Below are 12,664 nucleotides of genomic sequence, written 5' to 3' on the forward strand. Positions count from 1 at the left end.
TTGATTATCAAGATATGTCTTATCGGTTATATAGATATGCGTTTTACACTTCGCCAACTGCAGGTTTTTGTCGCGGTAGCCCAGCACCAGAGCGTGTCCAAAGCCGCCGGCGTACTGGCCTTGTCGCAGTCGGCGGCCAGTACTTCGGTGACCGAACTGGAGCGCCAGTCTAGCTGCCAGTTGTTCGACCGCGCCGGCAAACGCCTGAGCCTCAATGCACTGGGCCACCAATTGCTGCCCCAGGCAGTGGCTCTGCTCGATCAGGCCAAGGAAATCGAAGACCTGCTCAACGGCAAGTCCGGTTTCGGCTCGCTGTCGGTGGGGGCAACCCTGACCATCGGCAATTACCTGGCAACCTTGCTGATCGGCAGCTTCATGCAGATGCATCCGGAGAGCCAGGTCAAACTGCATGTACAGAACACTGCGCACATTGTGCAACAGGTTGCCCACTACGAAATTGACCTGGGTCTGATCGAAGGTGACTGCAATCACCCCGACCTTGAGGTGCAACCGTGGGTCGAGGACGAGCTGGTGGTGTTCTGCGCACCGCAGCATCCACTGGCCAAGGCTGGCCGGGCAGACATTGCCACACTGTCCCAGGAGGCATGGATCCTGCGCGAGCAGGGCTCGGGCACGCGGCTGACGTTCGATCAGGAAATGCGCCACCACCGCGCAAACCTGAACATCCGCCTTGAGCTTGAACACACCGAAGCGATCAAGCGCGCGGTCGAGTCCGGCCTGGGTATTGGTTGTATCTCGCGGCTGGCCCTGCGCGATGCATTTCGCCGTGGCAGCCTGGTCGCCGTGGAAACACCGGAGCTGGATCTGTCGCGGCAGTTCTACTTCATCTGGCACAAGCAGAAGTACCAGACCTCAGCCATGCGCGAGTTTCTTGAACTGTGCCGCAACTTCACCGCCGGTGTGCGTCGCAGCGACGAGATCGTCCTGCCGCCGATTGCCTAGAGCAGGATCACGCCCCAGACCAGCGCCACCATCAGCAGCGACACGAACTGGGCAGCGCTACCCATGTCCTTGGCGTTTTTCGATAGCGGGTGGCGGTCCAGCGAGATGCGGTCGATGGCCGCCTCAATCGCCGAATTGAACAGCTCGACGATCAGCCCGAGCATGCACACGGCAATCATGATGGCCCGCTCGGCGCGGCTGACCGGCAGCCAGAAGGCAGTTGGCACCAGCACCACATTGAGCAGCACCAGTTGGCGAAAGGCCGCTTCGCCTTTGAATGCCGCGCGCAGCCCATCCAGCGAATAGCCGGCGGCGTTGAAGATACGTTTAAGGCCGGTCTGGCCTTTGAATGGCGACATGGGTGTCACTTCACGAGAAAAAGGCCAGAAGGCTAGCCGGAGCCGGGTCAAAAAAGCGTGAAGCCGCAAGTTTTAATTGCTGGCAACCGATTCAAGCTGTTGCAGCAGCAGCGCGGCCTGGGTCCGGGTACGCACGCCGAGCTTGCGGAAGATCGCCGTGACGTGGGCCTTGATGGTCGCCTCGGAGACGCTCAGTTCGTATGCAATCTGCTTGTTCAGCAAACCTTCGCAAACCATGGTAAGCACCCTGAACTGCTGCGGCGTGAGGCTTGCCAGGCCTTCACTGGCGGCTTTGGCTTCGGCCGAAACATCGACTTTCTCGAAGGCCTGTGGCGGCCACCACACCTCACCATCAAGAACTTTTTGCACGGCGTCCTGGATCTGCTCGAGGGTGCTCGACTTGGGAATGAAGCCACTGGCGCCAAACTCGCGCGACTTGACCACCACCGCCGCTTCTTCCTGGGCCGAGACCATCACTACCGGAATCTGCGGATACTGCCCGCGCAGCAGAACCAGGCCGGAGAAGCCATAAGCGCCTGGCATGTTCAGGTCGAGCAGGACCAGATCCCAGTCGGACTTGTCGCTGAGGTGGGTTTCCAGCTCGGCGATGCTCGCCACCTCGACCAGCCGCACGTCCGGGCCCAGGCCCAGCGTGACCGCCTGGCGCAAGGCGCTGCGAAACAGCGGGTGGTCATCAGCGATGAGGATTTCGTAAGTGGCCATCGATCAATCGATCCTGTTCTGTGCCGGGGCACGGTGCTCGTCATTATGACGCAAACCCGGCCGGCTGCCCCTTGGACTATAGGAAGGTATGCAAGCGCAGATGCGGTTCATCCTGCAGGTCCAGCGGCAAATGCCGCTTGGCGCTCAGGTAATGCAGGCTGAACACGTCCAGATAGGCATCCAGTGCTTGCGCCGCACGCACGTCACCCGCCAGCTCCAGACACATCGCCGCTACTTCGGCAGTGCAGAAGTGATCATCGCGCTTGGAACGGCGCAGGCGGTAGCGCGACATCTGTTCGGCTTCGAGACTGAGCACCGGGAAGCGGTCCAGATACGGGCTTTTACGGAACATCTTGCGCGCTTCGGTCCAGGTTGCATCGAGCAGGATGAACAGCGGACGCTTGCCGGGCGGCAGGCTGACCTCATTGACGACCCGCTGCTCGGCGACGAACTCGCCGGGGAAAACGATGTAGGGTTGCCACTGCGGCTGCTCCAGCAGCGCCAGCAAAGCGGGATCGACTGCCGTGCGCTGCCAGCCGAAGGCCGAGGTGTCTTCGATCAAATCAGCGATCAACCAACCGGTGTTGGTCGGTTTCAACGGCTCGGTGTCATGCATCAGCAAGCACACCCCCGCCTCGGCCGTGACGGTAGGCTTCAGCGCACACAGGCAGTGACTGGCAATGACCCGGCAGTGGGCGCAGCGCACCGCGCGCGAACCACGGGCGACAAAGGGTTTGACGCTACGGGCCAGGCGCTCGGCGCGCAGCCGCGCCACCGCGTGGCTCACGAGGCCACGCCGCAGGACAGGTTAACGATGATCACTTCAACAACTCGGCACAAATCGAAGGCGCCAGTCTATCAGAGCAGCGCTGTTTTGCCGTGCAGCGCCTGCGCGCTTTATAATCGATCACCCGGCGCCAACGGAACGCCAGCCGCAGGTGCCGGTCAAAGCGCCAGTCATTGAATCAGGAGAGATCCATGCTGCGTGTTATCGTCCCGACCTTGAGCCTGCTGCTCATGTTGCCCCTCGCAGCCCAGGCCGCGTCCAAGCAAGAGTATGAGCTGACTCAGTTGTTGCAGAAGGTCGCCAAGGAAAGCAGCGTCGGCACCCCTCGCGCTATCAACGAAGACATCCTCGATCAGGGTTACACCGTTGAAGGCAAAGCGCTGATCAACCACCTGAGCGTACGCCAGGAGCATGCCGAGCGCATGCAGAGCAACCCGCAGCAGGTGCGCAGCCAACTGGGTGACAGCGTCTGCCGCAACAATGGCTACCGTCAGTTGCTGTCCAAAGGCGCGGTGCTGGTTTACCGCTTCACGGTGTACAAGAGCAACAGTCCGGTCATGGACCAGGCCTTTGATGCTGCCAGCTGCACGGCCGGCAACAAGAAGAAGTGATCGCCTGCTGCTGACGGCCTCACTTGGCGCGCCGCTGCTCGTCTTCGGCGCGCAACTCTGCCAGCAACGCCTGCAGATACCTCGAGTGCCCTTCTGCGCCGCCCAACCGGCGCATCACTCGGCTTCCAGACTCCAGTGATGCGCGCGCGCAGCGTTTTCCAGCAGCCGGTATAGCTGCTGGTCGACTTCGATAACCAAACGATGCATCTGGCCACCTCCCGCGCCTGGCGCTGTGCTGCTGGTTGCAAGTGACTGCCCCGCACTTCAAGTGAACAGCATCGCCATGGCAGTGGATCGCGCCCCGACCAGCGGACTGCTCCTGCACGATCACGCCACAACGTCTAAATTGTTATTCAGCCCTTGTGCCATTTTGCCAAGCCCGGCCCATGCGCCGCCTGGCAGAAACCGGCACTGAAGGTCCTGCTGCACAAGGAGGAGTTGTATGCCCTACCAAGCCAACGAGCTTCTGTTGACCCACTTCAAGGACAGCGGCATCGATCTGAGCAACATCGACCTACAGCTACAACAGGTGGCTCCCAACAGCGCCAACCTACCGCTCTACCGCGACATGATGCTGACAGTGCTGCGCATGGCACAGGACGACAGCAACCGCTGGAACGCCAAGATCACCCTGCAGGCCCTGCGCGAACTCGACCACGCCTTCCGCACCCTCGAGCGCTACCGTGGTCGGCGCAAAGTCACGGTCTTCGGCTCCGCGCGCACGCCGCTGGAGCACCCGATGTACGCACTCGCCCGCGAGCTGGGTGCCTGCCTGACGCGCAATGAGCTGATGGTGATCACCGGTGCCGGCGGCGGCATCATGGCTGCGGCGCACGAGGGTGCCGGCACCGAGAACAGCCTGGGATTCAATATCACCCTGCCCTTCGAGCAACACGCCAATGCCACCGTCGATGGCACCGACAAACTGCTGCCGTTCCACTTCTTCTTCATCCGCAAGCTGTTCTTCGTCAAGGAAGCGGACGGTTTGGTGCTCTGCCCCGGCGGCTTCGGCACGCTCGATGAGGCACTGGAAGTCCTGACCCTGATCCAGACCGGCAAAAGCCCATTGGTGCCGGTGGTGCTGCTGGACTCTCCCGGAGGGACGTTCTGGCGAGATTGCCTGGCGTTTATCAGCCGGCAACTTGAAGAGAACCACTACATTCTGCCCCGTGACCTGAAGTTGGTGCGGCTGGTGCACAGCGCTGACGAGGCGGTGGAAGAGATCACCCAGTTCTACAACAACTACCACTCCAGCCGCTGGCTGAAGAATCAATTCGTCATTCGCATGCATAACCCGCTCAGCGAGGCCGCACTGTTCGACGCCCAGGAGGCATTTGCCGATCTACGCCTGAGCGGCACATTCCAGCAGCAAGCCGATGCCAGCGCAGAACACGAAGTGGGTAGCTTTGATCATCTGACCCGGCTCACCTTCGCCTTCACCGGGCGTGACCAGGGACGCTTGCGGGAGCTGATCGACTTTATCAACCTTAGCGAAAACTGGGCCAGGCCAGAGCCGATTCAAACCACTCAACGAGCTCGCCAAGCGCTGAAAGCCAGTTGACCAGGGAGATTCAGTAGTCGTCCAGGTCTCGGCCGTTCAACAGGCGGCCGACCATGTCCATGGCAAAGCCACGGTAGACCAGAAAGCGGGTTTGCTGTGCGCGAGTGCGCGGATCATGAGGGAGCTGCCCGGCAAACTTGCGCTGCCAGACATCCTGCAACCGTGAAGCCCAGTTCACCCCGCTGTCACGCAGGGCCTGCTCGACATCAGCACGGTTGAGGCCACGCTGGGTAAGCTCTTCACGAATACGTGCAGGGCCATAACCGGCGTTGGAACGATAGGCTATGAAACTCTCGAGATAACGGGCTTCACTGAGTAAGCCGTCTTCGGTGAGCCGATCGAGCGCAGGCTCGATCAGGTCATCTGTAGCACCGCGCTGACGCAACTTGCGCGTCAGCTCCACGCGACCATGCTCGCGGCGCGCGAGCAGGTCCATGGCTGTCCGCCGAACCGCAACCGGGGTGTCGAGTACGGCGGGCATGGGTCAAGCTTCTGCGTCGGCGTCGGCACCCGCTGGCTCGGCAGCAGCGGCTGCTTTGCCGGCTGCGGCAACAGCACCCAGGTTGAGCAGCTTGTCGCGGATCTGCTTCTCGAGGTCTGCACCAACGGCCGGGTTGTCTTGCAGGTACTTGGCAGCGTTGGCCTTGCCCTGACCGATCTTGTTGCCCTGGTAAGCGTACCAGGCACCGGATTTCTCGATCATGCCGTGGGCAACGCCCAGGTCGATGATCTCGCCGTTACGGTAGATACCCTTACCGTACAGAATCTGGAATTCGGCCTGACGGAACGGCGGCGAAACCTTGTTCTTGACGATCTTGACGCGGGTTTCGCTGCCGACCACTTCGTCGCCTTCCTTGACCGCGCCGGTACGGCGAATGTCCAGACGTACCGAAGCGTAGAACTTCAGCGCGTTACCACCGGTGGTGGTTTCAGGGCTGCCGAACATCACGCCGATCTTCATCCGGATCTGGTTGATGAAGATGACCAGGCAGTTGGCGTTCTTGATGTTACCGGTGATCTTGCGCAGTGCCTGAGACATCAGACGAGCCTGCAGCCCCACGTGCATGTCACCCATTTCGCCTTCGATTTCAGCCTTGGGTACCAGCGCTGCCACGGAGTCGATGATGATCACGTCTACTGCGTTGGAACGTACCAGCATGTCGGTAATTTCCAGCGCTTGCTCGCCGGTGTCAGGCTGCGAGACCAGCAAGTCTTCGACGTTGACGCCCAGCTTGCCAGCGTACTCTGGATCCAGCGCGTGCTCGGCATCGACGAAGGCGCAGGTGGCGCCGGCTTTTTGCGCTTCAGCGATGACCGACAGGGTCAGCGTGGTTTTACCCGAAGACTCTGGGCCGTAGATTTCGACGATACGGCCTTTCGGCAGACCGCCAATGCCCAGCGCGATGTCCAGGCCCAGCGAGCCGGTGGAAATAGCAGGCATGCCCTGGCGATCCTGATCGCCCATGCGCATGACCGCGCCTTTACCGAATTGACGTTCGATTTGACCCAGGGCCGCAGCCAAGGCGCGCTTCTTGTTGTCGTCCATTGAAATCCTCACGTGATCGACTGGCCCTGACGGCCCGAATAACTGTATAAGTAGCCAGTATTATTCCACAGCAACGCGCCTGAGCAAACCCCTGTTGGCAATTTACTCGGTGCCAAGCTGTAACAAGCCGTCTAGCGCGGCGATCACCGTTTGTCGGCGCACCGCTTCACGGTCGCCGGTAAAGTGCTTGCGCATAGTGCTGACGCGGTCGCCATCCGCCCAGGCCAGCCAGACGGTGCCGACCGGTTTCTCTGCTGAACCGCCGCCGGGGCCGGCAACACCGCTGACGGCCACGGCAAAGCGCGCGCCACTGCCTGCTTGCGCGCCCCGCACCATCGCTTCGACCACCTCGCGGCTAACCGCGCCGACCTGCTCGAACAACTGCGCTGGCACGCCCAACTGGCGAGTCTTCTGGCTGTTGGAATAGGTCACGTAGCCGGCCTCGAACCACGCCGAACTGCCGGCAACCCGCGTGATGGCCTCGGCGATGCCGCCACCGGTGCAAGATTCGGCGGTGGTGACCTGCGCATTGAGCTGCTGCAGGTGCTCGCCCAGACTGCTTGAAAGAACGGTGATCGGGTCCATGGTCGGCTCCTGACGGGAATGCGCCCTACCCTATCACCCTGAGAAGGTCAGACAAGGGGTCAGCGTGTGAGTTCGCGGACGTAGTCCTGGCAGGCACGCAATGTGATCAATCCGCGGTCGCCGAAATCGGTGATGGCGATAATTCGTCGAGCATGCGCTGACTCAAGTCGGGCGCGTACGGCGCCATGATCCACGCTGCCGGGGGCGCCGGCGGCGGGCACAGTGGCGCAAGCGCTGTCGCGCTCGACCAGGACCGACAACCGCAGATCAGCAGTGGCAAGCCGATCACGCAGGCGAGCCTGAGTTTGTTGGGCATTGGTAAGCTCCTGAAAATATCGCGATTCGCTGGCCTGTAGACGCTGCTGCAGGTCACGCTGTAAAGCCCGCTCGGCCAGCAGTTGGCCGGCAAGCGTCTCGGCTTGCTGACGCATCTGTTGTGCATGGCTGCCCGCCTGCTCGGCCAATTGCCGGCCATAGCGCCAACCCTGGACCTGCCAGGCCAGCGCAGCGCACGCAAGCATTAGCAGCAGGCAGAGCCACAGCCAGCCGCGGCTCAACAGAGCACCTCGCGTGCTCGCGCCCACAGCGCCAGGCGCTCGTCCAGGCCATTCAGGCCGCCATTGACAAGACGGGTGATGCGGTTGAACTCGCCGCGATCCGCCAGCGCGTTGAGCCCGCGTGAATGCCAGAACCAGGCCGCCGACTCGCAGGCCCAGCGCGGCTGTTCGAGCAGCTGCGGCTGCGCCAGCAAGCGCTCATCGCCAAACAGGGCCCGGCTACAGGCCTGATAACTGTTACGGCCGGTGATCTGAATCAGGCCGCGGCCGCAGTACAGCTGGCCATCACCATCTGCCTGCGGCGTATTACCCAGACGCCGCGCAAGGCTGCCGGTGTCGTAACGGGAGAGGTAGCGATCGCCACCCAGCTCCTTCACATAGCGCAGTTGGCCGGACTCATGGCCGATCTGTGCGAGAAACGCCGCGATGCGCCTGGGATGATCGATTTGCCAACGCGGCAAAGCTTCGTTGAGCGCTGCGAGAAAGGTGCCGACCCGCTGGCCGGCGAGGGGAAATATCTGGCTGAGTTGGCCTTCGGTAAGCATGCTGCACCTCCTTGTTTAACAAAAAAAGCCCAGGACGAGGTCCTGGGCTTGAGCCGCAACGATGAGCCGCGCACACGTTGTTCAGACCTTGATAGCCGTGCCTCGCCGCGGCGCGACGCCCTTATTGTTGGATTTGCCCTGGCTGCCTCCATTGCAGTGCACCGTGGTCTGCCAACCGCTGTTGGTGAACAGCTGTTCAACCGAATCGATCAGGTACAGCCCGTCCAGCCCGGCGCAGAAGCCGCTGGTTTCGATGCTGCGCTCGGCAAACAGATCGGTTCGTCCGGCCATCTCCAGGCGCAGGCTGGCGGTGCCACGGTTGAAGCTGGCCAGCCGCGCCCTGGCGGCCTGTTCGGCAGCGGCGCGATTGGGGTAGACGTGGCGGTCGGTATGCACCGGCTGGTCGCCCGGCGTCACCGCGCTGTTGGCCAGCTCGACCACCTGCAGCGCGCCGCTGGCAGGGTCTTGGTGACGGGTACGCACGGCCTTGTGGGTCTGCTGGTCATCCAGGCGGAACTGCCATTTGCTGACCATGCTGCGGTCAAGCGTGACCACGCCAAGCGGCTTGCCGCTGGCGCTCTTGCCAGCCTGGCGAGGCAGCACCAGCAACTGGCCGTTGGCAAGTTTGGCGGTGCAATCGTAGAGCCGCGCCAGACGCGTGATGAAGGCCAGATCAGACTCCGCGTACTGGTCGACCCGCGCGACCAGCACGGTCAGCGGGCACACCGCCTGCCAGCCGTTACGCGCAGCAATTTCACTGACGATCCTTTGCAGCGGCAGCGCTTCCCAACTGCCGCTGCGGGTGGTCTTGCCGCTGCCGCAGAGGTCGCTGGCCTTGCCGCGGATGACGAGCGTGTCAGGCGGGCCGGACAGCTCGACTTCATCGACCGTAAAGCGCCCAAGCCGGGTCAGCGGTTGCCCGGCATAGCCGAGATGAACCTCGATCAAGGCGCCTCGCGAAGGTAATGCAAGTGCGCCGTCGCGGGCGTCGATACGCAGTTCGAAATCATCTGACTGCATGCCCGGCTTGTCGCTGGTGCGCAGCAGTAGCAGACGCTGGTTGATCAGCGTGGTGATGTCGTTACCGTCGGCAACGATACGAAACTGTGGTTGCATGGGGTGGCTCCGAAGCAGGGTCAGTCCCACAACTGGACCGTTGTGCCGGCAGCGGCGTGCTGGAGGTCGGGCAAACTGATCAGCACCCCGCCGGCAAACGGCTGGGTCTCATCAGCCAGGCCGTAGTTGGCCGCCAGGACTGCCTCGACGCTGCCGTTGAGGTGGCCGTAATAGTGCTGGCAGAGGCTGTCGAGCACGTCACCCTCAGACGTCATGCAGGTCTTGCCCATAGCTGATGAACTCCAGTGAGAAGGTTTGTTTACGCGGGATTCCGCCGGCCAGCAGGCTGCTCTGCTCTTCTTCAACGCTGGTCAGGCACCAGTTGCCAAGCACCTCGCCGTACCCGCTGATCAACGACAGCGGCAGCAATTGCCGACCGATGCTGCGCAGTGCCTGCAACTGGCCGAGCCCGCCTTTGAAAGTAGGGAAGATCGCACCACGGATATTGATGGTCTCTTCGCCGAGGCCCACCGCCTGTTGCGCGCTGGCGCGGCTGAGGCGTTCCTGACCTGCCCAGCGAAAGCGAGTCTGCCGCCGCAGTTGGTCGAAGGCGGCAGTATCCAGATTGAAGTAGTACGCTGCGGCGCCGGGCTTGAGCGGTTGCAGCACCAGCAGGTGCGCAAACGGCTTGACCGCCTCCGCTGCCGGGGTGCTATCGGGGGCGAAGCCCAGGGTCGAGAGGGCGCCGGTAACTGCCGCGCGCACTCCCCCCACCACCCGACGAACCGCGGCCCCGGCTTTGTCCACTTGCTCGGCGAAAGTGCCGAGGCGATCACGCACCTGGCGCACCACGGCAAGGGTCTGGTCGTACTTATCGATGACCTTGGCCACCTTGGCCTGGGCCGAAGTGATTGCCCGCATGCTGCGTTGCAGGCGCGCACCGATCGCCGGGCCAACCACCGGCAAACCCTCCAGGGTGGCGACGGCGCCCTGTACATGGCCGATGGCCTGATCCATCGGCTCGAGCATCGCGTCGGCCCGCCGACGCCCCGCTTCGCCCGCCTTGACCAGCGCGTGGAGGCCAGCCTGCAGCTGTTCCTGATAGCTCATGAGTGCTCCTCAACCAACGTGGGGTAGTTCAAACATCTGCACTGCGCGGGCCTGACGCATCAGCTCTTCCAGCTGACGACGGGCTATCGCCTCCAGCTGGAGCAGTGTGCTGGGGTCATTGAGGCTGTTGTTGAAGGTGACCGGCATGTTGGCGGTAAAGGTGAATTGCTGATTGATCATGGGGGTGGGTGCTGTTGGCGCGGTCTGTGCGGGATCGGTCGACAGCGTTGGCTGCTTGGTACACTCGGCCAACGATTGGCACGCGTCTCCAGGTGATGTCGCCGGGTCGGATTCGCGATGGGCCGCAGCCTGCTCTGCTGGGGGCGTGTCTGAGGTCACGAGCCTGGCCAACCAGCCGCCAACCTGCTCGCCACCCATGCTCCCAAGCACGCCGCCAACCAGCCCGCCGATGGCGGTACCAATCACTGGCACCACCGAGCCGATTGCAGCGCCCGCTGCAGCGCCGGCCAAGCCTCCGCCCAAGCCGCCCAGAGCGGTGCCATAGCCTTCGAGCTTCTGCACAGGCGTGACATCGCTGCTGTAGGTGTCGGCGAGTTGAAGGGTGGTGTCCAGCAGTGTCAGGCCTGGAATTCCTTTCCAGGCTTTGCGTGGCTGGAGGAGAGGTGAGCTGGAGCCGACCGTGGTAGAGCCAGTCCGCAAAAGACCTGGCGCAGCACTGAAAAAGCTTGCCCCTCCAGCCTGTACGTATGAAGGGGCCAATGAAGCGGCGGACCAGCCATTGACTGGCGGCAGAGGGAAAACTGTCGCTGCCGCTGGATTGAATGACCGGCCTTTACCGATAAATTCAACTGTCGATGATGGCGCATCCGATTCAATTCTCTTATCGCGTGTTTGTTGCTCCGGTTGCCCCGAACCTGCAGAGCTTGGCGCGGATCCCGCTTCACCTGCTTGCGCAACTGAGGACGCATTCGATGCGGTCGGCTTTGGCTCGTCCTGGAAAAAATCATGCAACTTGCCGCCTGCCAGCCCACCCAGGATATCGCCGACGAAGCCGCCGATCACCGGCGCATACCGTTGAAGTCGCTTGTTTCTGGAAAAGGCGTTTGCGAGTGCTGTTGCGGTTAGCATCCCGCCTAATCCCCCCGCTGCCGCAGCAACCCCCTCGACCTTCTCCTTGCCATCCTCACCTGTGACCAATGCCTTGCCACCAGTGAGCGTAGCGCCAACCACACCTGCACCGAAAACGTCACTCACAGCCTTGAACGCCCGCAATCGTCCAGATGCGGAAGCTTGTTGGCTCACTTTATAGCTTGCGCTGGCAAGAATGGTGGCAGCTGCCGCAAGCGTTGCGAGCATCCCAACTTTGTTATTTGCGCCTGCCGCAGGCGCCGCCTGGCTCCCGGCTTTTTCAGCATCCTCTCCCTTGAGCGTCACCAGATGCTCCGCCCCCGCAGCGGAGCGCTGCTCTGGCAAGGGTGAGGCACTCGCCGCAGGGGGGTATTTCAAAGGCGTGAGCCACTGCGCTGGCGGATCCTGCTGCTTTACCGAAACCAGGCCAGATATCGCCAGGTTCAGCCGGGTCAAGTTCTGATGCAGACGACTCAGCTGATCGTTCACAGGGGCTAGCGTCAGACGCTGTGCGCCGAGCCCCTGCGAATGATCTATCTCGGTCGAGCCGCCGATTCGACGCCCCGACTCAAGCACAGGCCCGACTCCGCCCCATGCACCGATGATCAGACCAAGCCGCATGGTATTGATTTGCTTGCGTAACAGATCGATGTTGATGCGCAGCGCGTCAAGCGCAGCCCCCAACGGCGGGCTGAAGTTGACGCTGAGCCCCAGGTTGAATGGCCCTATTGTCTCTGCCATGGCTTACTCCTGCTCATTCCGAAAGCCACCAGACCATGTCGCTGTACGGCATGGTCATGATTTCGCTCGCGGAAAAGTTCAGCTCCTTGGCCAGCCGCTTGGCAGCGGCCTTGTGCCGGGCCGGGTCAAAGTTCGTCGTTTTGCACCAGGCGAAAATAGCCCGCCTGCAGACGGCTGTAGTCTTTCAGGGCCAGGCCTTCGAGGTCCTTGATACCGACCTCGGCCAGCGAGGCGAACAGGTTCAGTTCACGCTGTTCGTCATCATTGGCGCCGCCCGCCTGGGCGTTGCGGATATCGCGCACGGTGGGTGCGCGCAACGACAGGCTATCGACCTGGACGCCATTGGCCTGGCTGGGCCGGGACAGCTGCACGCTGACGCGTTCAGCGCTCAGGGTCAGCCATTGCGGCAGTTTTTTTGCTTGAGCCATGGG

General features: G+C 62.2%; 16 protein-coding genes and 1 pseudogene. 3 read left to right on the forward strand and 14 right to left on the reverse strand.

What is annotated here, in order from left to right:
* The first annotated feature begins 36 nt into the window (after positions 1 to 36).
* Positions 37 to 963 carry a LysR family transcriptional regulator FinR gene (finR, locus tag FW789_RS08135; protein WP_101317363.1) on the forward strand — a complete coding sequence of 309 codons (927 nt, stop codon included), beginning with the start codon at positions 37 to 39 and terminating at the stop codon, positions 961 to 963.
* Here finR and FW789_RS08140 read toward each other — a convergent pair.
* The 3 genes from FW789_RS08140 to FW789_RS08150 form a co-directional block, all read right to left on the reverse strand.
* Complete coding sequence (locus FW789_RS08140) at positions 960 to 1,322, reverse strand: diacylglycerol kinase (protein WP_101317361.1); 363 nt, start codon at positions 1,320 to 1,322, stop codon at positions 960 to 962. The two genes, finR and FW789_RS08140, sit on opposite strands and share 4 nt — an antisense overlap.
* Positions 1,323 to 1,394: 72 nt before the next feature.
* Complete coding sequence (gene erdR, locus FW789_RS08145; RefSeq protein ID WP_103436353.1) at positions 1,395 to 2,045, reverse strand: response regulator transcription factor ErdR; 651 nt, start codon at positions 2,043 to 2,045, stop codon at positions 1,395 to 1,397.
* A gap of 76 nt (positions 2,046 to 2,121) precedes the next feature.
* The gene (locus FW789_RS08150; protein ID WP_103436352.1) at positions 2,122 to 2,832 is read right to left on the reverse strand and encodes a tRNA-uridine aminocarboxypropyltransferase; all 711 of its coding nucleotides are present in this window, start codon (positions 2,830 to 2,832) and stop codon (positions 2,122 to 2,124) included.
* 191 nt (positions 2,833 to 3,023) lie between these two features.
* Between FW789_RS08150 and FW789_RS08155 the strand changes: the two genes are divergently transcribed.
* Positions 3,024 to 3,443 (forward strand): quorum-sensing-regulated virulence factor family protein, encoded by a 420-nt coding sequence (locus FW789_RS08155; RefSeq protein ID WP_103436351.1) that lies wholly within the window; start codon positions 3,024 to 3,026, stop codon positions 3,441 to 3,443.
* Between the two features lie 19 nt (positions 3,444 to 3,462).
* Here FW789_RS08155 and FW789_RS08160 read toward each other — a convergent pair.
* Positions 3,463 to 3,650 (reverse strand): annotated as a pseudogene (locus FW789_RS08160) (hypothetical protein).
* A 235-nt stretch (positions 3,651 to 3,885) separates the two neighbouring features.
* On the opposite strand from FW789_RS08160, the gene FW789_RS08165 reads away from it, so the two are divergent.
* Positions 3,886 to 5,004: an LOG family protein gene (locus FW789_RS08165; protein ID WP_103436350.1), complete on the forward strand. Its 1,119-nt coding sequence runs from the start codon at positions 3,886 to 3,888 to the stop codon at positions 5,002 to 5,004.
* Positions 5,005 to 5,014: 10 nt separating this feature from the next.
* On the opposite strand, the gene recX is transcribed toward FW789_RS08165, so the two are convergent.
* The 10 genes from recX to FW789_RS08215 all read right to left on the reverse strand — a co-directional run bounded on the left by recX (position 5,015) and on the right by FW789_RS08215 (position 12,661).
* Positions 5,015 to 5,485, reverse strand: coding sequence for a recombination regulator RecX (gene recX / locus FW789_RS08170; protein ID WP_101317349.1), 471 nt, complete (start codon positions 5,483 to 5,485; stop codon positions 5,015 to 5,017).
* Between the two features lie 3 nt (positions 5,486 to 5,488).
* Complete coding sequence (gene recA, locus FW789_RS08175) at positions 5,489 to 6,550, reverse strand: recombinase RecA (protein WP_101317346.1); 1,062 nt, start codon at positions 6,548 to 6,550, stop codon at positions 5,489 to 5,491.
* Positions 6,551 to 6,652: 102 nt separating this feature from the next.
* Positions 6,653 to 7,135, reverse strand: a complete 483-nt coding sequence (locus tag FW789_RS08180; protein WP_186697727.1) for a CinA family protein — start codon at positions 7,133 to 7,135, stop codon at positions 6,653 to 6,655.
* 59 nt (positions 7,136 to 7,194) lie between these two features.
* On the reverse strand, positions 7,195 to 7,692 hold the full coding sequence (locus FW789_RS08185) for a lysis system i-spanin subunit Rz (protein WP_371411567.1): 498 nt from the start codon (positions 7,690 to 7,692) through the stop codon (positions 7,195 to 7,197).
* The gene (locus FW789_RS08190; RefSeq protein WP_207072540.1) at positions 7,689 to 8,237 is read right to left on the reverse strand and encodes a glycoside hydrolase family 19 protein; all 549 of its coding nucleotides are present in this window, start codon (positions 8,235 to 8,237) and stop codon (positions 7,689 to 7,691) included. The genes FW789_RS08185 and FW789_RS08190 overlap by 4 nt, the downstream gene beginning before the upstream one ends.
* Before the next feature lie 81 nt (positions 8,238 to 8,318).
* Positions 8,319 to 9,353, reverse strand: a complete 1,035-nt coding sequence (locus FW789_RS08195) for a phage late control D family protein (protein WP_446431282.1) — start codon at positions 9,351 to 9,353, stop codon at positions 8,319 to 8,321.
* Between the two features lie 20 nt (positions 9,354 to 9,373).
* Positions 9,374 to 9,583, reverse strand: a complete 210-nt coding sequence (locus FW789_RS08200; protein ID WP_186697721.1) for a tail protein X — start codon at positions 9,581 to 9,583, stop codon at positions 9,374 to 9,376.
* Entirely contained in the window at positions 9,558 to 10,403 is an 846-nt protein-coding gene (locus FW789_RS08205) for a phage tail protein (protein ID WP_446431283.1), read from the reverse strand. The genes FW789_RS08200 and FW789_RS08205 overlap by 26 nt, the downstream gene beginning before the upstream one ends.
* A gap of 9 nt (positions 10,404 to 10,412) precedes the next feature.
* Positions 10,413 to 12,233 carry a hypothetical protein gene (locus FW789_RS08210; RefSeq protein ID WP_446431284.1) on the reverse strand — a complete coding sequence of 607 codons (1,821 nt, stop codon included), beginning with the start codon at positions 12,231 to 12,233 and terminating at the stop codon, positions 10,413 to 10,415.
* Between the two features lie 125 nt (positions 12,234 to 12,358).
* Positions 12,359 to 12,661 carry a phage tail assembly protein gene (locus tag FW789_RS08215; RefSeq protein WP_446431285.1) on the reverse strand — a complete coding sequence of 101 codons (303 nt, stop codon included), beginning with the start codon at positions 12,659 to 12,661 and terminating at the stop codon, positions 12,359 to 12,361.
* Between the last annotated feature and the right edge of the window lie 3 nt (positions 12,662 to 12,664).

It is taken from the genome of Pseudomonas sp. 1121_17, from assembly GCF_052850745.1.